The sequence below is a fragment of the Xanthomarina sp. genome (genome assembly GCF_035306705.1).
In the GTDB taxonomy this organism is placed as follows: Bacteria; Bacteroidota; Bacteroidia; order Flavobacteriales; family Flavobacteriaceae; genus Xanthomarina.
This window is the reverse complement of the sequence record NZ_DATGNO010000141.1, coordinates 18,655-39,743: the sequence shown is the minus strand read 5'-3', so window position 1 is coordinate 39,743 and position 21,089 is coordinate 18,655. Positions and strand designations below refer to the sequence as shown.

Genomic DNA, 21,089 nt, shown 5'->3' with positions numbered 1-21,089 from the left:
ACTTTAACTCGGTATTAATCTTTCTTTTTTTTCTGATCCGCGATGCTTTTAAGCAATTTGTCATAGGCTTTATTGAATTTATCTATTCCTTCATTTTCCAGTTTTTGAGTGATTTCGTCAATGTCGATTCCTTTTTGCTTTAATTTCTCCAAAGTTTTCTTGGCGTCCTCAATTCCTTCTATGAGAGAATCCGTCACTTTTCCGTGATCGCGAAAGGCGTCGATGGTTTCCATAGGGAGCGTATTAATGGTGTCTTTTCCAATGAGAGTTTCTACATACAAAACATCACTAAAGGATGGATCTTTAGTACTTGTGCTGGCCCAAAGAACGCGTTGACGCTGTGCTCCTTTTTCTTCCAACTTTTTAAAGCGATCGCTTGCAATCATTTCTAGGTATATTTGATACGCCATTTTTGCGGAAGCGATAGCCACTTTTCCAACGAGATCATTGGCGTTTTTTTCCTTGAGCATAGGATCTACCATCACATCAATTCGGCTTAGGAAAAAACTAGCAACAGAAGCTACTTCTTTTATGGAATGGCCTTCTTTAAGTCTGTCTTCGAGGCCGCCCATAAAAGCTTCTGTTATTTCGCGGTAGCGGGGAAGTCCAAAAAGGAGTGTGATATTAATATTAATACCTTCTCTCAAACATTCACGAATAGCCGGCAGGCCTTGTTTGGTTCCAGGAATTTTGATCATTACATTTTTTCGGCCCACCCTTTTCCATAGGTCGCGTACCTGTTCAATAGTGCCATCTGTATCAAGTGCCAAATAGGGTGAAACTTCAAGGCTTACAAAGCCGTCTTTCCCTTGGGTTTTGTCAAATACCGGTTTAAAAATATCGGCTGCCCTTTGAATATCTGCTATGGCCAAGTCGAAAAAAATAGCAGAATTGTCATCTGTCTTTTTTGCAAACTTCGCGATATCATTATCATAGTCAGAACTACCGGTAATAGCTTTTTCGAAAATTGAAGGATTGGAAGTCAGCCCTCGCAAATCGTCTTCATCTATTAGCTTTTCCAATTTACCGGAGTCCATAATTTCTCGATCGAGCAAATCCAGCCAGATGCTCTGACCGTGTTCTTTTAATTTGTTTAGTGGGTTCATTGTGAATGTTTATTGTTTATTGTTCCTTGATTCTAGTTTCAGGTTTCTTGCTTCAGGTTTCAGGTTCCAAGTTGAAAGTTGCAGTTCTACTGGTAAGTCTATTTTCCTTATTCTTTATTCTTTATTCTATTTTCCAACTCCTGAATTTTCCGCAACCGCCGAATATGTCTTTCCGCGCCGATGAATTTTGCGTTTAAAAACACCTCAACATATTCTTCAGCAGCGGCATATCCTGTGACTCTTCCGCCGAGGCAAATCAGATTCATATCGTCATCTTCCACGCCCTGATGGGCGGAGAAATAATCGTTGATTAAGGCTGCTCTTACGCCTGACACCTTATTGGCGGCGACGCAGGCTCCTACTCCACTGCCGCATATTGCGATGCCGCGAAAAACTTCCTTTGCGGCGACAGCTTTTGCCAATGGAATTACGAAGTCGGGATAATCATCAGATTCATCCAATGTCTTTGCTCCAAAATCAACGGGTTCAAAGTGGTTTTCTTTCAAGAAAAACTTTATCCTTTCCTTGAGATCAAACCCGCCGTGGTCTGCACAGATTCCAATTTTTTTTAATGATTCTTTAGACATTATATTTAATTTACTCAAGACGTTTTTTACCACAAAGGGCACAGAGAAAGTTTTACTATTTTTTATTTAGTAAGGCTTTTGCTCTTTTTACCACGTTTTCTACGGAAAAACCGTATTCTTTCATTACCTGCTCGCCCGGTGCGGATTCTCCGAATTTTTCGATGCCGATAATATCGCCATCATCCGTAACATATTTTAACCATCCAACGGGCGATCCGGCTTCAACTGCAAGTCGTTTTCGAATGGATTTCGGAAAAACCTTTTCTCTATAAGAGGCAGTTTGATTGTCGAACAAACTCCAACTCGGCATACTCACCACACGGGCCTTGATATTGGTTTTCTTCAATTTTTCCTGTGCTTCCAAAATCAAATGCACTTCGGAACCGGTGGCGATCAAAATAATGTCAGGATCACCATCAGAATCGGAGAGAATATAGGCGCCTTTCTCCAAGTTTTTTGCCTTTGCAAATCTTTTCTGATCAATAATTGGAATTCCCTGTCGGGTCAATACAATGCATACAGGCCCATCTGTTTGTTTAATGGCAACTCGCCAAGCCTGCGCGGTTTCATTGGCATCGGCGGGACGGATTACGGTCATATTTGGCACCGTGCGGAGACCGATCAATTGTTCCACCGGTTGGTGAGTAGTACCATCCTCACCCAGGGCAATACTGTCGTGGGTGTAAACCATAATCGGGCGAAGTTTCATTATGGCAGCCAATCGCAATGGTGGACGCATATAATCTGAGAAAATCAAAAAGGTAGCGCCATAGGGAATTAGATATTTACTTAGCGCCATGCCATTTAGTACTGCTCCCATCGCGTGTTCGCGAATTCCAAAATGGAAATTACGGCCATCCCTATCTTTTGGGGAAAAGGATTTGTAATCGTCCAGATTTGTATCAGTTGACGGCGCAAGATCGGCTGAACCGCCGATTAGTTGAGGGAAATATTCCGCAATTGCATTCAGTGTTTTACCAGAAGCTTTGCGGGTAGCCATTTCTTTTCCAGGTTCAAAAGTTGGAAGCTTTTTCTCCCATCCATCAGGTAATTCCCCAGCACTTATGGATTCGTATTCTTTGGCCAAATCGGGATGACGTTTTTTGTAATTTTTATAAAGTTCCTTCCAGGCTTTTTCACTTTCTGCGGATTTTTTTCCGGCGTTTCGATAAAATTCCAAAACCTCCTCGGGCACGACGAAATTTTTATCTGGATCAAATCCGAAGTTTTCTTTAACTAACTTAACTTCATCTGCGCCAAGGGCCGAACCATGTGCTGCGGCAGTATTGTGTTTATTCGGACTTCCGTAGCCAATAATGCTTTGGACTTTTATAAGAGAAGGACGATCGGGTTCCTTTTGGGCGTTTTCGATTGCTTTTGAAAGGGATTCCAAATCATTGATATCTGAAACATTTTGTACGTGCCAGCCATAGGCTTCAAATCGTTTACCCACGTCTTCATTAAACGTTAGATCGGTATGGCCTTCAATTGTAATCTTGTTGTCGTCGTAGAAATAAATCATATTTCCCAACTTGAGATGACCGGCAAGTGAGGCGGCTTCTGCTGAAACACCCTCCATAAGATCGCCGTCGCTACAGATGGCGTAAATTATATAATCGAATATTTTGAAATCAGGTTGGTTGTAACGTGCAGCCATATATTTTTGTGCAATGGCCATTCCCACACCGTTGGCAAAGCCTTGGCCAAGTGGGCCGGTAGTGACTTCTATCCCAGGCATAAGACCGTATTCAGGGTGTCCAGCGGTAATGCTGTGAAGCTGCCTAAAGTTTTTAATATCATTCATTGTTACAGCGTATCCCGTGAGATACAGAAAACTGTATTGCAGCATACAGGCGTGCCCGCAAGAGAGAATAAACCGATCGCGATTGACCCATTCGGGATTTTTGGGATTGTAGTGCATAGTTTCCGACCACAATAAGTGACCTAATGGCGCCAATGCCATTGGAGTGCCCGGATGGCCAGAATTCGCTTTTTGAACGGCATCCGCGGCCAAAACCCTTACCGTATCAATGCCTTGTTGAATTATATTTTTTGTTTTCATCTGTATAAAATATTTGAGAAATAGGAAGATACCCGCCTGCCGGACGGGCAGGGAATGCCCCACAAAACAAATTCGGTTGTTTACAATGTATTAATTGGCATTTCATTTCCTTATGCTTCTGCTACTTCTTTAATTTCTTTCTTTTTTTCCTGGGGTCTAAACTCAGTCGCTTTTAATATCATTCCCAAGGGCTGATCATAACTGAAATAACTCACCGCCCAATCGATAAAAGTGACCGTCTTGTCACGAAATCCAACCAGCGAGAAAATGTGTACAAACATCCAGACGAACCAGGCAAAACTTCCTTGAAATTTAAAATTCGGCAGGTCAACCACGGCTTTTTTTCTTCCAATCGTGGCCATTACGCCTTTATTGCGATACTCAAAAGCTTTCATCGGTTCACTCGCTATATTTCTTAAAATGTTTTTGGCCAAATGAGCTCCTTGTTGTTGCGCCACAGGGGCCATCATAGGTAGTCCCTTTGGATTTTCGGAAGTGAAATGGGCCGACACATCCCCAATGGCAAAAACGTTGGTAGTGCCTATCACTTTATTGCATTGGTCAACCGAAATACGGTGCTCCACGATTGCTTCATTTGGCAAACCATTAATTGGCGACCCTTTAACTCCAGCGGACCATATCACCGTATCAGTTGTGAAACGGCTTCCATCCTCCATCACAATAGCCTTGTTGTCATAACTTTTAACGCGGGTATTCAGAAATACGTTCACTCCCAACTCCCTTAAATATTCAAGACATTTCGCAGAAGCTTGGTCAGACATCCCCGCAAGCAGTACTGGACCGGATTGATATAAGTTCACATTCATTTTGGAAAGTGGCAGTTCGGGAAATTCTTTGGGAATAACGTGCTTTCTCATTTCGGCCAAGGCTCCTGCCAATTCAATTCCTGCTGGACCCCCGCCAACTATGGCGATATTCATAATCTCCTCCAAGGGTTCTCTTCTATTATTAGCCAAAGCACGCTCCAGATTTTGAAATATCACATTCCGTATTTGCAGGGCGTCGGGCATAGATTTTAAGGTGAGGAGTTTATGCTTTACAGGTTCAAAATTGTAGAAGTTGTTTTCACTGCCCGTGGCAATAACCAAGTAGTCATAGTCTATCTCTCCTATGGAGGTTGAAATCTGATTTTTATGGATATCAACTTCAAGCACTTCAGCCATCCGAAAGCTTACATTTTTGTATTTTGTAAAAATCCTTCTAACTGGGTAAGCAATACTTCCAGGTTCCAGGCCACCCGTTGCCACTTGATACATTAAGGGTTGGAAATTGTGATAGTTATTCCTGTCTATAAGAAGGACTTCTACAACTTCTTTGCGAAGTATTTTTGCCATTTTAACACCGCCAAACCCTGCTCCTATAATTACTATTTTAGGTGTTTTCACAATTTATATTTTGCGACTCTATTCTTTTAAAATTAAAACCAATGCATCCCACACTTTCATAAAAAACCTTAAGGATCACCAGAAACATCGGCCATATTACATTCTGTCTATCGATAGTTTAATGCATTTTCATCACCTATAAAGTGACAGTATTAAAGGTAGGATTTAGTTTCTTGGAACATTTACACAACCCAATCCATAATTTACATTATTCCCACCCGAAATATACCGCACCTGTATATTGGAGGGTCTAATTTGATTTTAGATCTCCTTTTTGTTTGGCTTTAAACGCCATAGAATACAGTAGAGATATAAAAACCATTGTCCACCCAGCGATGGCAAAAAACACAAATACAGAAGAAATGCCCTTAAGAAATGGCAAGTCAATGGCTTGTGCCAAATAAACCGTACAAACGGTGTACATGCCTAGAGGAAATATTATTTCCCAATACTGCGAATGATATCTCAATGGTATTTTTTTAGTGATATGCCGCCATAAACCCAAAATAACTATAAGTGGTATCCACCAAGTTCCTATAGCCCAAAACAACAAAGTATAGCCTTTGAGAAAGGAGAGCAAATCACTTAAGACCTGCCATTTATGAGCGTAGAGAATCAAAGTTGACCCTGCTAAAACGGTAATGGCATCCGCCCCCATATTTATCCAGTAAGAAGGGCTAAAGTTTTCGGCTTGCAGTTTAAAAAAAATGAGACGATATACAATTAAGGTTATTATTATGATATAAAATATACTGCCGCACAAAAACAACATAAGAGAGAAAAAAAGCACTTCGTCCTGAGGAAAAGGAAGGAATGCCTCCAATTGTGCACTCAATACGGAAACTGCCTGCATAGCTACAACTAGTAACAGCCAAGAGCCGTTGATGGCTTGTAAGGAAGGCTTGTTGCGCTTTTCTATAAGAATAGCTAACAATAAATAGGTGAAAATTATACCTGAGGCTAAACCTAGAATTAAAAAATAAATTCCTATCTGATAATTGTCTGCTATCAAAACAAATTGACTTCCGAGGATACAGCTAGCGGCTACAAAAGAAAGAAATCCCATGTTTTTTTCATCGTCCCTGAAATCGGATATGAATTCCTTTTTGTAGAAAATAAATCGGCCAAGGAACAAAACACAAATAACGATATAGGCAATAATGTTAATATAAAATAATGACCAGGAAAGAAGGGTGTAATTGTATAAATGGGCTGCAACAGATACAATGCCTGTTGCCATAACCATTGCAAAATAAGACGGGGATAAATCTGCTATTCCACCAAACGAGTGATTTAACCGCACAGGCTTATTTCCATCTTCTTGTTTGCGATTTGTCAGCATAATAATTCATCTTATATAAACTCGTCATGTATACTAAAATGTTTGCCCAATTATTTATCTCCTTGTATTTGGATATAGGGTTTGTAATCGACAACTAATCTGCATTCTTGTTAAATGAATAATTCTCAATCTTATAATTTATCATTTTCTACTTTAAATGAGACCGTAGCATCCAAGCAGTTTTTTCATGATACTCCATCAGACCGGTAATGTAGTCGCTGATACCTTCTGCTTTCAATTTATCTGCTATAGGTGTAATATTTTCTCTTAAAAAAATAATAATACTTTCGTGGTCTTCCAATAATTCCGAAAAAAGAGTTTTGCTATCGTTCTTATCTAAAGATTTCTCTGAAAGATGTGTTAGTTCAAGATACTTCTTTAATTGCGCTGGTACAAAATGTCCTAAAACACGTATTTTTTCGGCTACAGTATCGACAATTTCTTGTTGCTCATTATACAGTTTCTCCAAATATAAGTGTACTGCATGGAAATCTGGTCCTTCAATATTCCAATGTGCATTGAGTGTTTTGGAATAAAGAAGAAATTCATCTGCCAGTATTTTTGATAATTGGTCTGCAATTACCTGTCTGTTTTTATCGGAAATCCCGATGTTTATCTTTTTCATTTTTTTTATATATAAAGTTTAAATTCATTTAAAGTTTTATGTTTCAATTATTATGAAATGAAAGTATTTCCTCTGTTTACTATTTCCCTAATTTAAAAGCTCCTTCTATTTTGACCTATTATGAAGTTTATAACTAACATTTTTAATTTTGCCAACAGAGTTTTTCATTTTAATAATTATGAAATTTTCAGCGCAAGTCCTCCATTTTAGAATTGTATGTACCCAAACGTGCCACAGTACTAAGTTTTGCGCGGTGATAGAGTAATTTTTGCGCGAATTCAATATTGCTGTCTCTTCCTTTCCATGCATCCAAACAAGGTTGTTGAATAGCTCTAGCAAATGAAAATGCAACGATCCAAGGTAATTGATCCTTAAAGTTTTTATTGATAGCATTTAGATGTTCACATGCTTTTTGAGGAGATTGTCCACCAGATAAAAAAGCAATGGCCGGGACGGTAGCGGGAACTGATGCCAATAAACAATTCGCGGTGGCTTGGGCTACTGCATCAACACTGTTTCTTTCCTCACTTTCCTTTCCTGCAATTACCATATTAGGTTTTAAGATCATGCCTTCGAAATCGACTTTAAATTCATACAAATGATAAAAGAGCGTTTTCAAAACCTCTTCTGTCACCTCATAACATCGTTGCATAGAATGATTTCCGTCCATCAAGATTTCAGGTTCTACAATGGGTACAATATCAGCTTCTTGACACAATGTTGCGTACATGGTTAACGCATTAACATTAGCTTTTATGCAGGCTCGTGTGGGAATGTCGTTTCCAATAGTAATTACGGCGCGCCATTTTGCAAAGCGTGCGCCCACTTTTTTATACTCTGCCAATCGCTCGCGTAAACCATCAAGACCCTCGGTAATCTTTTCATTGGGAAAACCAGAGAGGGAGGTGGTGCTCATATCCACTTTTATTCCGGGAATAATTCCTGCGTGCGTCAATAAATCTGCCATGGGTTGACCATCATCTGTTTTTTGACGAATGGTTTCATCACTTAAAATAGCCCCTCCTATGCTTTCATTCAAGCCCGGAGTAGAAACAATTAACTGACGATATTTTCTTCGCATTTCCTCTGTTTCAGGAATTCCGTTCGCTGCAAAACGTTTGTTGCAGGTGGGATTGCTTTCGTCCATAGCAAGGATGCCTTTTCCATTGGAGAAAACTTGTTTGATTGTGTCTTTTAAGATCTGTTTGTCCATGAGAATCATGTAAAATAAGGTTGTTAAACCAACGCAAATAATTTATTCAAGCTTAGTAGTTCAACGGATAATAAAGTTAAGATTCTATTTACTGGAAGTTTTATAAACTGCGATTTATAATTTACATTATTCCCACTTGGATAATAGTTGAGGATAAGAATTTCAGGTTAGGAATGGTTATGGAAAAAACTCATTATCCTAATCTTTTTAATGCCGTAATGGTCTTAGTGGGATTAGCCGATCCAAAAATAGAACTCCCCGCGACCAATATGTCAGCACCAAGATCAATGAGTTTGGATGCATTCGAGAGATCGACACCGCCATCCACTTCTATCCGAGCTTTTGAACCAGTTTTATTTATTAGATTACGCGTCTGTTCAATTTTTTTATACGTATAATCTATAAATTTCTGTCCTCCAAACCCAGGGTTAACAGACATTATTAGGACCTGGTCTATATCATCGATAATACCTTCTAGATGGTTTACGGCCGTATGTGGGTTGAGAGCAACGCCAATTCCCATCTCTTCTTTCCTGATTGCCTGAATGGTACTGTGCAGATGTGTACAGGCTTCTATGTGGATTATTAAATGGTTGGCTCCAACTTCTTTAAACCGGCTGATGTATCTTTCTGGCTTAATAATCATCAAATGTACGTCAAGAGGTTTTAAAGCAAATCGATTTATGGCAGCTAACACAGGAAAACCAAATGAAATATTTGGCACAAAAACACCATCCATAATATCGACGTGAATCCAATCGGCCTCACTTTTATTAAGCATTTCGATATCCTTTTTAAGATTAGCAAAATCGCCTGCTAGAATAGATGGAGCTATAAGGTGTGCCATTCAATTTTAGGTTTATGTTTAAGTACTTAATTTACTAATTCAGTAATTATTTGATAAGTGTCCTATATCATTATTAGTTACGGTTATAAAAAAAAATGATGATTAGAATTTAAACCTAATCAATATTAGAAATGTTTTAGTTTTTAAAATAATTTGATGTTTCCACAAAATTATTGTAATTTTTCATAGCTCAATTAAAAATAAATGGAGGAATAACCATCTTATTTTCTATAAGCCAATTCCTAATTTTATATTCCGTGCAATTAAGTAACATCAAAAGATAATGAAATATTTCCCTGTAATTTTTATACGATTTCAATAAATAGTTATATAAATCACATGGTAATACCCATTTTGTTCCTATTGCTTAAAAAAACTAATTCAAAAATAAAATGTTTATATATATCAAATACATGGTGAGTTTGAGATGTAAAATTATAGTAAAGCAAGAGCTGGAAAAATTGGGTTTACATTATCTAAACGTAGATCTGGGAACAATTGAAATTAAGGAGAATATAACAGATTCCCAAACAGAACTTTTACGTAAAAACCTGAAAATATTTGGACTTGAACTTCTTGACGACAGACGGAATATTATTATTGAAAAAGTAAAGGCAGTAATTATTGAAATGATTCATTATTCTGATGAATTACCACAAGTAAACTATTCAGATTATATAAGTGAAAAGCTAAATTATGATTACACCTATTTGGCGAATACATTTTCAGAAGTAAAAGGAATTACTATTCAACAGTATATTATTGTCAACAAAATTGAACGTGCAAAAGAACTTTTGGTTTATGGCGAATTGAACCTCACAGAAATCTCCTATAAGCTTCATTATAGTAGTGTCGCACATTTATCAAATCAGTTTAAAAAAGTAACTGGACTTACTCCTACCCATTTTAAAAAAATGAAAAAGAAACGTTTAAGAAATATAGAAGATCTGTAAACTTAGTAAAAATCAAAAGTTTTCTAACCTAAGCCTCCTTATTTAAAACCATGAGGCTTTTTATATTTTTAAAAGAATTTTAAATCTAATATGGGAATACTGTAAATCTTAATATTTCCAATGTAATATTATTTTTCTAAAAATAACTCAACTTTAAGTTCTGAATTTAATAAAAATTTTAGCTCTCTTATAAATCACTTTTTATAAAATTATAATCGTGAAAAATGCAGATGTTGAGAAATCGAAGCCCTTTCTAATTATAGAGCTTATTGATTATGTTCCAAACGCGGTGGTAATGAAAACCATTCTAAAAAAACCCACTGGAAATGTAATGGCTATTTCTTTTGATTTAGGTGAATATCTACCAGAGAAAATATCACCTTTTGATACATTAATTCAAATCATAGAAGGTCGCGCCGAAATTTTAATCGATCATCATTTTTTCATCTTAGAAACGGGAGAGTCTATTGTTATTCCAGCACATTCTAAAAATTCTTTCAAAGCAAATGTGCGGTTTAAAATGATTTCTACAATAATTAAAAGTGGTTATGAATAACCTTGCTTAACCTGAAAGATAAAAAAACAATGGATGAGGACCTATACATTAAAAATGAAAAAAAAAGTATCGCTGTTATCGTAGCTCATCCGGATGATGAAACCTTATGGTGCGGCGGAACCATTCTGCAACACCCTGAATGCAAATGGTTTATTGCTTGTTTATGCAGAAAATATGATCCAGATCGTGCACCTAAATTTAAAAAAGCCCTTAAAACTTTTAAGGCAAAAGGAGCTATGGGTAATTTAGACGATGGTCCAGAACAAACACCTTTAGATAAAAAGGAAGTAGAAAAAGCAATTTTAGCTTTACTACCAAAACAGCATTTTGACCTTATTTTAACCCACAGTCCTTATGGCGAATACACTAGACATTTACGCCATGAAGAAATTGGTCTAGCGGTTATAGAGCTGTGGAACGATAAAAAAATTACTTCCAAGGAACTCTGGATTTTCGCATTTGAAGATGGCAACAAGACCTATTATCCAAAAGCCATAAAAGGCGTAAGCATTTACCAAAAACTTCCTAAAAACATATGGGAAGAAAAATACCGAATAATTACGGAAGTGTACGGTTTTGAAAAAACTGGATTTGAAGCCAAAACAACACCAAAAACTGAAGCCTTTTGGGAGTTTAAAAGCCCAATAGAAGCTCGTAAGTGGATTAAGCAAAGATCAATTAATTGAAAAATCGCTAAAGCATTCTCCTATGAAAGTGTTAATTCTTTATGATTACCCACCTTCTCCTGGTGGACTCGCTACCCAAGGAGATTTACTTTTTCGAGGCCTCCGAGAATTAGGAATAGACTGCCACGCCGCTCATTTTGAATCGGCACAAGAAAAAGAATGGTATTATCGTTGGTTTGAACCCGATGTTGTTGTTGGCGTGGGATATTGGGGCCATACGCCTCAACTTGTACTTCATCCACAACGCTATGGTATTAGGGCTGTACCATGGCTCGTAGCAGATGGATATATTGCTAATTATCAAGAAGTATTAAACGAACTTCCACTTATTCTAGTAACATCCAATTGGGTAAAAGACATGTATGTTAGAGACGGCATAAATGCTAAAAACATAGAAGTTCTTCCAGTTGGCTGCGATACGACTTCTTTTATTCCTTTTGAAAAAAATGATCCCAAAATAAGTGCCGTTCGAGAGTCATTGGGTATTTCGCCAGATCAGTTAATGGTTCTTACTGTAGGTGGCGATGCTGCATCAAAGGGAGCCCAAGAGGTTATGCAGGCCTTAGCAATAATCGATACAAAGGCTCCCGACTGGAAATATGTATGTAAGGTATGGCCACAACCCAGAACAAAGGCCCAAAATCTTTTAGATTTGGAAATGGCTACCCGATTAGGGCTAGAAAAAAACATCACCTACGCCACCAATACAATTTCCAGAAACTTTATGCCTTATTTAATTGGCGCGTGCGACATCTATGCTGCACCATCTAGACTTGAAGGCTTTGGAATGCCTCAAGTAGAAGCAGGAGCTTGTGGAAAACCTGTTATTGGAATAAAAGCGATGGGTATGCTTGATACCCTAATACATGAAAAAACAGCATTTTTGGCTGAAGTGGCTCAAAAAATTGTTGTGAAGGAGGTTATTTTGGGAGAAGAATCTGGCTTTGAAAACAATCATAAAATAGAATTTGATGTTCCTAGAACTGTAGATTACCGGGCAAATGTACAGGATATTGCTAAGTACTTAATCAAACTCATGAACAATGAAAAACTTCGGATGGATATGGGTATAGAAGCTAGAAAACATGTCATAGCTCATTTTGATTACCGTGTGGTAGCTCAAAAATTTATAAATATTATCCAGGATAAGCTGGAAATTAATTAAGTAAAGATGACTTCAAATGATCAAAATTTAATTGAATCTGCAGAAAAAGCGGCCTTGGAAGTTTTGTTGCACAATTCCAAAGGTCCGTTTATGAATTTGCCTAGGACTGCTGGCTGGGGATATCCTGAACCTTACACTAGAGATCTTTCAATTTCTGTATTGGGAATTGCAGTATCTAAAAACGCTGTTTTAATTGAGAGCATGCGTATGGTTTTAGAAACTCTTGCCAAAAATCAATCTGAAAACGGCCAGATTCCTTCTCTTGTCCACGATAAAAACAATTTGGGGTCTAGCGATACCACACCAGTATTTTTGATGGCCGTGGGTGTTTTTAGAAAAGTGTTAGACAACCCAATTTTTTTAGAAGATGCGGTTAATAAAGCCCTGCTATGGATGGCATATCAATGTCCAACCAATCATTATTTAATAGCTCAGCAACCAACAAGCGATTGGCGCGATGAGCAATGGGTTTTAGGTTATGGTCTGTTTGTTAATAGTTTAACTTACACCGCTTTTAAATTATTGAAAAAAGAAGAAAGTGCCAAAAACCTGGGAACTTCCATAAACCAACCTACGCATGCATCAGATATTTCAAAAAAAGTTTTGCATGAAGGACTCGCCATAGAGAACAAACCTTATTATGCCTTATGGTCCTACAAAGTGTACAGTAGTGATCGATTTGATTTATTGGGCAACAGCCTTGCAATTCTATCGGGATTAGCCTCGGCTAAAAAGGCCAAGAACCTGGTAAAATGGATTGAAGATGAATGCGAATCAATGACCTGGACAAAGGATTTAGCACGCGATTTGACGCCAAATTTCTTCCCTTTTATCCAGCCCGAAGATGTGGATTGGAAGTCGAGATATTACGATTATAATATGCCTGGAGATTATCATAATGGTGGTATATGGCCATTTATTAGTGGATTTTATATTGCAGCTTTAGTTGCTATTAAAGAATTTGAATTGGCCGAAAAAAAACTATTGGCATTAACCAAACTCATCAAAAAAGGTAGAAATAAAACACTAGAGTTTAGCTTTAACGAATGGTATAAAGCCCAAACCGGACAACCCATGGGTCAAGATTGGCAAACTTGGAGTGCTTCAAATTATCTGTATGCGGCAACCTGTGTTAAAGAAAGACATACACCATTTTTTGAGGATATTCGGTAAAACTATGAATATAACAAATGAGCCTGTCGTATGTTTTTATAATCCCATTAAATCTAAAAAAGAGAAATTAACAAATATCTAACCCAAAAGAATCTATGATTTCTGTAACACTATTCCTTTATTGTTCAACTTTATATATATAGTTTTTGGTAACTTAACAAGTTGGTATTTTTTAAAAAATCTTAAAAATGTTTGGAATCAAAAATTCCTAGATTTATTTGTACAGCCAACTTAAAGAAATATTATTTAAAATATCAATTTTATGAAAATTGCTTTTATAGCAACATATCCACCACGAGAATGTGGTATTGGAACTTTCACCCAAAGCCTTGCTCACGCTATGAAAAACAGTGGTGAAAATGAAATCATCATTATAGCAATGACCGATAATCATAAGGAACATTCATTTCCTCCAGAAGTAAAACTAACCATTCATCAAGAGCATCAAACCGATTATTTAGCGGCTGCAGATTTTATTAATCGAAGTGGCGCACAAGTTTGTATTCTCGAACATGAATTTGGTATTTATGGTGGACAAAGCGGTGTGTATATATTACCACTCTTGCATCGGCTGCATATTCCTTTAATTTCAACCTTACATACCATTCTTGAAAAGCCTTCTTATACGGAAAAGGCCATTTTAAAACAGATTTGCAGCATGTCTGATAAATTAGTTGTAATGAGCCATAAAGCCATTCAGTTTCTTGAAGACATATACAATGTTCCGTCCGAAAAAATAGCTAGAATAGAACATGGCGTTCCTGATATTCATTTTGATAAGGAAATCTCGAGAAACGAACTTAAATTAAATACTAAAAAACTGCTTTTAACCTTTGGATTTGTTGGACGAAACAAGGGAATTGAAACTGTTATTGAAGCCTTGCCCAAAATTATTGAAAAGCATCCGGAAGTGTTTTACATTGTATTGGGAAAAACACACCCCAACGTGCTTAGAAGCGCTGGTGAAGAGTATAGGAACTATCTCCAAGTACTTATAAAAAAACTTAACCTAAGCGACCATGTACTTTTACTCAATAAATTTGTGGATGAAGAAACACTATTTAAGTATTTGGCAGCATGCGATATTTATATAACGCCTTATATTAATGAAGCTCAAATTACCAGTGGAACCCTTACTTATGCCATGGGTTCTGGTTGTGTGGTTGTTTCCACTCCGTATTGGCATGCCGCCGAATTACTAACAGAAAATAAAGGTTGTCTTTTTGATTTTAAAGATAATGTTGGTTTAGCCAAGGTACTTAATGGATTATTGGACAAACCAGAATTAATAAATACCATTCAGCAAAAAGCTGTTACATATGGTCAGGACATCATTTGGCCAAAAATAGGACAGAGATACCTCAAGCTTGCAGGCCAATTAATCTTTGGTCCTGCAAAGTTGGAACCAAAAAAAGAAACCGGCATCGACCTGTTGCTTTTACCTCCTTTTTCATTGGCACATATTAAAAGACTAACCGATGATACAGGAATTATACAACACGCAAAATTTGGAATCCCAAATTTAAAAGAGGGTTATTGTCTGGACGATAATGCTCGGGCATTACTTATGGTTTGTATGGCCTATAAGCAAAAGAAAAACACACTTGCTTTAGAGTTAATGCCCGTTTACTTGAGTTATATCCACTATATGCAAAACAAGGATGGAACATTTAGGAATTTTCTTAGTTTTAATCGGAATTTTCTTGACGAAGTTGGTTCTGAAGATTCCTTTGGAAGAACCATTTGGGTACTTGGCTATCTTATGGGCAACGCTCCAAATGATGCATATTATCAAACAGCCAGATTGGTTTTTTTCGATGCCTCACCTAATTTTGAAAAACTCAAATCTATAAGAGGTATTGCCAATACGATAATTGGTATTTGCTACTATCTTAAAACAAACCCATCAGATGATGACATGAAGATGTGTTTATTAAAAATGACGGATATCCTTGTAGTAAATTACGAGCAAAATAAATCGGAAAACTGGGATTGGTTTGAATCACTTCTAGCGTATGACAATGGTATTTTGCCTCTAGCATTACTACATGCTTCACAGGTGTTGAGCAATAAAAAATTTAAAGAAATTGCATTCGAGTCTATGCGTTTTCTAACATTGCACACACTTAAAGATGGTTATCTTTCTGTAATTGGAAACCGACAGTGGTTTGTAAAAGATAAAGAGCGCTCCATCTATGCCCAACAACCTATTGATGCTATGGCCATGGTACTTATGTATCATCAAGCTTTTGTTATAACTGGTGAAAGAGCTTATTTAGAAAAACTTTTTACAGCGTTTATGTGGTTTCTCGGCGAGAATGATTTACGTATGAGTCTTTACGATTTTGAAACCAAAGGTTGTTGCGATGGCTTTGAAGATTACGGTGTTAACCGAAATCAAGGTGCTGAAAGTTCCTTGGCATATCTTATATCTCATCTTACAGTATTGCAAGCTTATGAAGAATCATATCACAATCAAGAATTAAACGATTTTGCAGAATAAGCTCTGTTAAAACTAAGCTTCCAAAAGAAGAAAAAAGAGTCCTCGTTTTAAAATGGTAATTCTTAATTTTTTAGCCCTTCAAATAATGCTTCCATATCCACAACTGCATAAGTGGTAGAATAATCGGAGACTGCATATGGCAAAATCAAGTTGTTATTATGAATAAGGGAACCACAAGAATACACGACGTTTGGTACATATCCTTCTCTTTCATTTTCAAGAGGCATAAGAAGTGGTTCTTCTAACCTTCCTATTTCTTTCGTTGGATCGTCCAAATCGAATAACGATGCACCAATGCAATAGCGTCTCATTGGTCCCACGCCATGTGTAATAATTAACCATCCCTTTTCGGTCCATATGGGAGATCCGCAATTTCCGATTTTAGAAAATTCCCAAGGGTATTTTGGTTTCTGAAGAAGAATAGGCTCGGTCCACAATGTATTTCTATCTGAAAACATGATGTAATTATTGACTCCATCTAGTCGCGAAAGCATGGCGTACTTACCATTAATTTTTTTAGGAAAAAGCGCTAAGTTTTTACCCATAGCTCCCTTTCCATGCAGAGGCATAATACGAAACGTACAAAAATCGTCAGTGGAAAGAAACTTCGGTAAAATAGCATGACCATTATAAGCTGTATAAGTAGCATAAAATTTAACACTTCCATCATCGTCAGTAAAACGAACAAAACGACCATCTTCTATTCCACCACTTTCCGATTCTGAAATGGGATAAATAACACGCTCACTAATATCCGAGTCACGATGAAATTCAATATCATAGTAAGAATCTACCAACCACGTTATTTCCTCGAGAGCAAGTCGTTTGTCTATACTTATAGTTACATCCTTTAGTATATTATTTACAGAGTTTTTTAAAACATCATAGTCGAAATGGTCTGGAAGGTTTTCCACAATAACCTTGGAATATTTCTCAGGTATTTTCATCTCATTCATTTTTTCAACAAACCTTCCTTTGTGGTATGATTTTTTTTGAGAGACTTCGGCCACATCCATCGATTTACCTATGCTCATCAAACGAAGATCATTGTTTTTATCTAGAATAGCTCTTCTAAAAACAATAGATGAAATATGTCCCTCTCCAGTGGCTCTAAATGAAATAATTACACGTGTTTCACCTTCCTCCAAATACGTTTGATCGATATCAGGGATAATGGAAGGGTTAAAAAAGGCCGTCGATTCAATAGAGTATTCCATTGTGAGATACGAACCAATAAGCAGCTTTCGCTCATAGGATATATCATCAAAATTCATCTCCATTTGCTCAATAATTTTCTTAACATTATTACAGTGTTTTGTAAAAAGCCGAGTAATATTTCGGTGTCGGTACGCAAATTCCCTAAGCGTTTGATCCAGTGCTGTTTGCACTTCAGTTTCACTCATTGCAAAAACCAATGCCAACATATCTTTTGTGGGTTCTTCACCATTCATAAAAAATCTAGCTACTACTCTACTTGAATCTGGAAGAAAATTTAATTTTTTTCGTGTTACAGGAACTCTCATTATATTAAATTTTTTAGGAAGTAATTTATGTGTAATAATAAATAAACGGTAAAGTTTATTTAAAAGTATAGTTTACAATCATATTTTTTAGATATCAAATCAACAGATTAATAGTCTCGAAAACAATACGTTTACAAAGTTAATCTTTCTAGAATAAAATATCTAAATCGGAACTAATTATTCTTGATATTTTTCTATAAACAATTGTTAATAAGAAGAAAACCTTAAATGTGAAATTAATTTTAAGTTGACTAAAAGAACTTGTATTTTTGAGAGTAACCCAAAACTTTTTTAAACATGCGTATAGAACAAGATATTAAATTAGGCTTTAAGGATGTGATGATTAGACCAAAAAGGTCTACCTTAAAAAGTAGGTCTCAAGTTAGCTTAGATAGAAGTTTTAATTTTCTAAACAGTCAAGCCACATGGAGCGGTATTCCTATAATGGCTGCCAATATGGATACTGTTGGCACTTTTGAAATGGCTTTGGCTTTAGCTAAACACCAATTATTTACTGCCATACATAAACATTACTCCTTAACTGAATGGAAACAGTTTTTGCAAAACTCACCTAAAAACATCGCAGATTTTATTGCAGTTAGTACGGGAACAGGAAAAGAGGATTTAAAAAAACTAGCTAGTATTTTTAAATTACATCCACAATTACAATTTATCTGCATTGATGTAGCCAATGGCTATTCCGAACATTTTGTAGGCTTTCTGCAACGCACGAGAGAGCAATATCCGAATAAAACCATTATAGCTGGAAATGTAGTCACTGGCGAAATGGTAGAAGAACTTCTTTTATCTGGTGCAGACATTGTTAAAGTTGGCATTGGGCCGGGTTCTGTTTGCACCACACGTGTTAAAACTGGTGTTGGTTATCCGCAATTATCCGCCATTATAGAATGTGCAGATGCCGCACATGGTTTAGGTGGCCAAATTATAAGCGATGGAGGCTGTTCTACGCCTGGAGATGTTGCTAAAGCGTTTGGAGCTGGAGCCGATTTTGTGATGCTTGGTGGCATGTTTGCCGGACATAGTGAAAGTGGTGGTAAAACTATTGAACGAAACGGTAAAACTTATAAGCAATTTTACGGAATGAGTTCTACAACTGCTATGGATAAATATGTTGGCGGCGTTGCAGAATATAGATCTAGTGAAGGAAAAACCGTTGAAGTTCTTTACAAGGGTGATGTTGAAGCAACTATTCAGGATATTCTAGGAGGTTTACGAAGTACTTGTACCTATGTTGGTGCACTACGTTTAAAGGAATTGACAAAAAGAACCACGTTTATTCGAGTGGCCGAACAGGAAAATAGAACTTATACGGAATAAAAAAAGGGAACCTCAGTTCCCTTAAATATTATTTAATACCAATAGTTATTATTACATAAACTGTAAATTAACACCTGCTAAGAGTTGAAATACAGGTTGAACTCCTTGTACATAAACAGAATATTGTGGTTCCACATACATATTAAATACTGAAGCCCCCATTTTAACTACTTTCCCAATACCTAGAGCAAATGGAACAGAATATGCCTCATTTTTAAGATCAAGAACCCAAATTGGCGCTCCTCTTAAATAAGTACCTTTTCCCAATTGCCAGAAATAAAAGGGTTGAACAGCTGCCAAATTTGTGTTTTCTCTATCACTTTCTCCAGCAAACGACGCTTGCCAAGTAATTAATCCTCCATATTGAAATATTGGAGATTTTGCGACAAAGGCAACAAAGGCAAATCCACCCTGCCATTTTCCAGTACCCAATGCATCGTCACTAGCTGTTGGAGCTGTAACAGATGGACCTATACCCATGGTGGTTGTAGCATTAGACACAAAATTATAAGACAAAAATGCATTCATATCACCAAGACCACTTGTGGTATTAACAACACCAAATCCATTTGGCATCCCAATAGTTGAAATTGGCATGGATGCCCGCAATAATAATTTTCCTTTCATTATTGGTTTGGCAAAACGAATCCAAGTAGTATTCATATACGCATCATCTGGAGCGTCGGATAATTTTGGCATATAATAATTTTGAAAGCTTATAGCTGTCATGTTTGCCAATGGATTGTTTGCTTGTGCTTCACTGGAACTCTCTGGTGTTTTTTCTACTGGTTTTTCATCTTGTGAAAATCCTGACATGAAACATAACATGGTTGCGAATAATAAAAATGATTTTTTCATAATGTATTTATTTTGTTAATTCAAAAGGAAAAACAACCTTCCAATCTGTTTTCATATCCACTACATGCCAACCGCTAATTTCAGCTGTTTTCATAAGTTCATCCGAAAAAGTTCCAATTTTAGATTCCGGACCGTAAGCCCATTCCCTATCGGCATCTGTATGATGTACCAAGCCCTGAAAAGTTTTGATACCTGCACTTTGGCTCCATTCTAGCATTTGCTGGTCGCCTGTCGAGTTTCCGAATGCAAGAATTGGTTTTTTACCAATATGTGAATTGATTCCTGCAGGCTTTCCATCTTTATCGTCGTTAAAAGCAACTTCAGGCAATCTCATTAATACGGGTTTTCCATCGTTATAGTTGTAAGAGACTTTAACACTACTTCCAACCACATTTTGAGCAGGAATCCCATAAACAGCTTCTGTCCAAGGACGCATAAATTCAATACCTCCTCCTGAAACTATAAATACATCAAAATTATTTTCTTTTAAATAATCTATTAATTCAAGCATGGGTTGATAAACCATTTCCGTAAAAAGTCTCTCTTTAAATCTTGGATCTGGTTGTTTTGCAACTGTTATCCAATTGTTTACAATAGTTTCAAAAGCGTCTGTAGACATGCCTGCATGTGTTACTGCTACTATTTCCAATAAGCCTTTTTCACCAGATTCCATCAACGCCTTTTGGTCGTTTTCTAAAACGGCTTTAAATGGTTGTTTGTTTTTCCATTCTGGATGTTCAGGAGCTAAGGTTTTGATTCTTTCTAAGGCAAATATCAATTGTGCATAAACGGGTTTTTCGGCCCATAAGGTGCCGTCGTTATCAAAAGTTGCTATTCTGTTGATTGGAGCTATATAGTCTGCACTGTTTTTGTCTGTAACAGCATCTACAAAACTAACAATAGCTTGTTTTGTAATTCCTTCATTCCAAGATGGTAGTGGATCGGATTTCTTAACAGTTTCAATATTTTCACCGACATCCGTTTTTGTTTCTGCATTTTGTTTGCAAGAAACCATAAAACCAAAAGTAATAAGCATACCCAGTAATACTGTGGTAAACTTGTTTGTTTTAACTTGCATGTGTATATAATTTAAGGTTATAGGAATCCTTTAAAAAATAAAAAAATCGGCACAGAGAGAATAAGAGT

At 36.8% G+C, this 21,089-nt stretch carries 18 protein-coding genes; 7 read left to right on the top strand and 11 right to left on the bottom strand.

Translation table 11 applies throughout. From position 1 onward, the window contains the following. Nucleotides 1-14 precede the first annotated feature (14 nt). The 8 genes from tal to rpe all read right to left on the bottom strand — a co-directional run bounded on the left by tal (nt 15) and on the right by rpe (nt 9,188). A complete protein-coding gene (tal, locus tag VKY47_RS11605) occupies nt 15-1,106 on the bottom strand; it encodes a transaldolase (protein WP_324312971.1) in 1,092 nt (363 codons plus the stop codon). A gap of 107 nt (nt 1,107-1,213) precedes the next feature. Next, nucleotides 1,214-1,693: an RpiB/LacA/LacB family sugar-phosphate isomerase gene (locus VKY47_RS11600; protein WP_324312970.1), complete on the bottom strand. Its 480-nt coding sequence runs from the start codon at nt 1,691-1,693 to the stop codon at nt 1,214-1,216. A 55-nt stretch (nt 1,694-1,748) separates the two neighbouring features. After that, nucleotides 1,749-3,755 (bottom strand): transketolase, encoded by a 2,007-nt coding sequence (gene tkt / locus VKY47_RS11595; protein ID WP_324312969.1) that lies wholly within the window; start codon nt 3,753-3,755, stop codon nt 1,749-1,751. Between the two features lie 110 nt (nt 3,756-3,865). Next, a complete protein-coding gene (locus tag VKY47_RS11590) occupies nt 3,866-5,161 on the bottom strand; it encodes an NAD(P)/FAD-dependent oxidoreductase (RefSeq protein ID WP_324312968.1) in 1,296 nt (431 codons plus the stop codon). 250 nt (nt 5,162-5,411) lie between these two features. Continuing rightward, nucleotides 5,412-6,503: a tellurite resistance/C4-dicarboxylate transporter family protein gene (locus tag VKY47_RS11585; RefSeq protein ID WP_324312967.1), complete on the bottom strand. Its 1,092-nt coding sequence runs from the start codon at nt 6,501-6,503 to the stop codon at nt 5,412-5,414. 148 nt (nt 6,504-6,651) lie between these two features. Beyond that, complete coding sequence (locus VKY47_RS11580) at nt 6,652-7,128, bottom strand: Dps family protein (RefSeq protein ID WP_324312966.1); 477 nt, start codon at nt 7,126-7,128, stop codon at nt 6,652-6,654. A 187-nt stretch (nt 7,129-7,315) separates the two neighbouring features. Next, nucleotides 7,316-8,341, bottom strand: a complete 1,026-nt coding sequence (locus tag VKY47_RS11575) for a class I fructose-bisphosphate aldolase (RefSeq protein ID WP_324312965.1) — start codon at nt 8,339-8,341, stop codon at nt 7,316-7,318. Between the two features lie 193 nt (nt 8,342-8,534). Continuing rightward, on the bottom strand, nt 8,535-9,188 hold the full coding sequence (rpe, locus tag VKY47_RS11570; RefSeq protein WP_324312964.1) for a ribulose-phosphate 3-epimerase: 654 nt from the start codon (nt 9,186-9,188) through the stop codon (nt 8,535-8,537). Nucleotides 9,189-9,580: 392 nt separating this feature from the next. Here rpe and VKY47_RS11565 point away from each other — a divergent pair, with 392 nt between their 5' ends. The 6 genes from VKY47_RS11565 to VKY47_RS11540 all read left to right on the top strand — a co-directional run bounded on the left by VKY47_RS11565 (nt 9,581) and on the right by VKY47_RS11540 (nt 16,224). Beyond that, complete coding sequence (locus tag VKY47_RS11565; protein ID WP_324312963.1) at nt 9,581-10,141, top strand: helix-turn-helix domain-containing protein; 561 nt, start codon at nt 9,581-9,583, stop codon at nt 10,139-10,141. A gap of 217 nt (nt 10,142-10,358) precedes the next feature. Then, nucleotides 10,359-10,697, top strand: a complete 339-nt coding sequence (locus tag VKY47_RS11560) for a cupin domain-containing protein (protein ID WP_324312962.1) — start codon at nt 10,359-10,361, stop codon at nt 10,695-10,697. 29 nt (nt 10,698-10,726) lie between these two features. Further along, nucleotides 10,727-11,383, top strand: coding sequence for a PIG-L family deacetylase (locus VKY47_RS11555; RefSeq protein ID WP_324312961.1), 657 nt, complete (start codon nt 10,727-10,729; stop codon nt 11,381-11,383). 22 nt (nt 11,384-11,405) lie between these two features. Next, nucleotides 11,406-12,548 (top strand): glycosyltransferase family 4 protein, encoded by a 1,143-nt coding sequence (locus VKY47_RS11550; protein ID WP_324312960.1) that lies wholly within the window; start codon nt 11,406-11,408, stop codon nt 12,546-12,548. A 6-nt stretch (nt 12,549-12,554) separates the two neighbouring features. After that, nucleotides 12,555-13,721 (top strand): glycoside hydrolase 100 family protein, encoded by a 1,167-nt coding sequence (locus tag VKY47_RS11545; RefSeq protein ID WP_324312959.1) that lies wholly within the window; start codon nt 12,555-12,557, stop codon nt 13,719-13,721. A 262-nt stretch (nt 13,722-13,983) separates the two neighbouring features. After that, nucleotides 13,984-16,224, top strand: coding sequence for a glycosyltransferase family 4 protein (locus VKY47_RS11540; protein ID WP_324312958.1), 2,241 nt, complete (start codon nt 13,984-13,986; stop codon nt 16,222-16,224). 62 nt (nt 16,225-16,286) lie between these two features. On the opposite strand, the gene VKY47_RS11535 is transcribed toward VKY47_RS11540, so the two are convergent. Then, on the bottom strand, nt 16,287-17,747 hold the full coding sequence (locus VKY47_RS11535) for a glycoside hydrolase family 130 protein (RefSeq protein ID WP_324312957.1): 1,461 nt from the start codon (nt 17,745-17,747) through the stop codon (nt 16,287-16,289). A gap of 297 nt (nt 17,748-18,044) precedes the next feature. Here VKY47_RS11535 and guaC point away from each other — a divergent pair, with 297 nt between their 5' ends. Next, nucleotides 18,045-19,085 carry a GMP reductase gene (gene guaC / locus VKY47_RS11530; protein ID WP_324312956.1) on the top strand — a complete coding sequence of 347 codons (1,041 nt, stop codon included), beginning with the start codon at nt 18,045-18,047 and terminating at the stop codon, nt 19,083-19,085. A gap of 51 nt (nt 19,086-19,136) precedes the next feature. On the opposite strand, the gene VKY47_RS11525 is transcribed toward guaC, so the two are convergent. Beyond that, nucleotides 19,137-19,943 (bottom strand): hypothetical protein, encoded by an 807-nt coding sequence (locus VKY47_RS11525; protein WP_324312955.1) that lies wholly within the window; start codon nt 19,941-19,943, stop codon nt 19,137-19,139. 7 nt (nt 19,944-19,950) lie between these two features. Next, nucleotides 19,951-21,021 (bottom strand): HAD family hydrolase, encoded by a 1,071-nt coding sequence (locus tag VKY47_RS11520; RefSeq protein WP_324312954.1) that lies wholly within the window; start codon nt 21,019-21,021, stop codon nt 19,951-19,953. Nucleotides 21,022-21,089: the final 68 nt, after the last annotated feature.

What these genes read in the sequence shown, in the direction of transcription:
- tal (WP_324312971.1), bottom strand. Translation starts at nt 1,106, where the DNA reads ATGAACCCACTAAACAAATTAAAAGAACACGGTCAGAGCATCTGGCTG.
- VKY47_RS11600 (WP_324312970.1), bottom strand. Translation starts at nt 1,693, where the DNA reads ATGTCTAAAGAATCATTAAAAAAAATTGGAATCTGTGCAGACCACGGC.
- tkt (WP_324312969.1), bottom strand. Translation starts at nt 3,755, where the DNA reads ATGAAAACAAAAAATATAATTCAACAAGGCATTGATACGGTAAGGGTT.
- VKY47_RS11585 (WP_324312967.1), bottom strand. Translation starts at nt 6,503, where the DNA reads ATGCTGACAAATCGCAAACAAGAAGATGGAAATAAGCCTGTGCGGTTA.
- VKY47_RS11580 (WP_324312966.1), bottom strand. Translation starts at nt 7,128, where the DNA reads ATGAAAAAGATAAACATCGGGATTTCCGATAAAAACAGACAGGTAATT.
- VKY47_RS11575 (WP_324312965.1), bottom strand. Translation starts at nt 8,341, where the DNA reads ATGGACAAACAGATCTTAAAAGACACAATCAAACAAGTTTTCTCCAAT.
- rpe (WP_324312964.1), bottom strand. Translation starts at nt 9,188, where the DNA reads ATGGCACACCTTATAGCTCCATCTATTCTAGCAGGCGATTTTGCTAAT.
- VKY47_RS11565 (WP_324312963.1), top strand. Translation starts at nt 9,581, where the DNA reads ATGTTTATATATATCAAATACATGGTGAGTTTGAGATGTAAAATTATA.
- VKY47_RS11555 (WP_324312961.1), top strand. Translation starts at nt 10,727, where the DNA reads ATGGATGAGGACCTATACATTAAAAATGAAAAAAAAAGTATCGCTGTT.
- VKY47_RS11550 (WP_324312960.1), top strand. Translation starts at nt 11,406, where the DNA reads ATGAAAGTGTTAATTCTTTATGATTACCCACCTTCTCCTGGTGGACTC.
- VKY47_RS11545 (WP_324312959.1), top strand. Translation starts at nt 12,555, where the DNA reads ATGACTTCAAATGATCAAAATTTAATTGAATCTGCAGAAAAAGCGGCC.
- VKY47_RS11540 (WP_324312958.1), top strand. Translation starts at nt 13,984, where the DNA reads ATGAAAATTGCTTTTATAGCAACATATCCACCACGAGAATGTGGTATT.
- VKY47_RS11535 (WP_324312957.1), bottom strand. Translation starts at nt 17,747, where the DNA reads ATGAGAGTTCCTGTAACACGAAAAAAATTAAATTTTCTTCCAGATTCA.
- guaC (WP_324312956.1), top strand. Translation starts at nt 18,045, where the DNA reads ATGCGTATAGAACAAGATATTAAATTAGGCTTTAAGGATGTGATGATT.
- VKY47_RS11525 (WP_324312955.1), bottom strand. Translation starts at nt 19,943, where the DNA reads ATGAAAAAATCATTTTTATTATTCGCAACCATGTTATGTTTCATGTCA.
- VKY47_RS11520 (WP_324312954.1), bottom strand. Translation starts at nt 21,021, where the DNA reads ATGCAAGTTAAAACAAACAAGTTTACCACAGTATTACTGGGTATGCTT.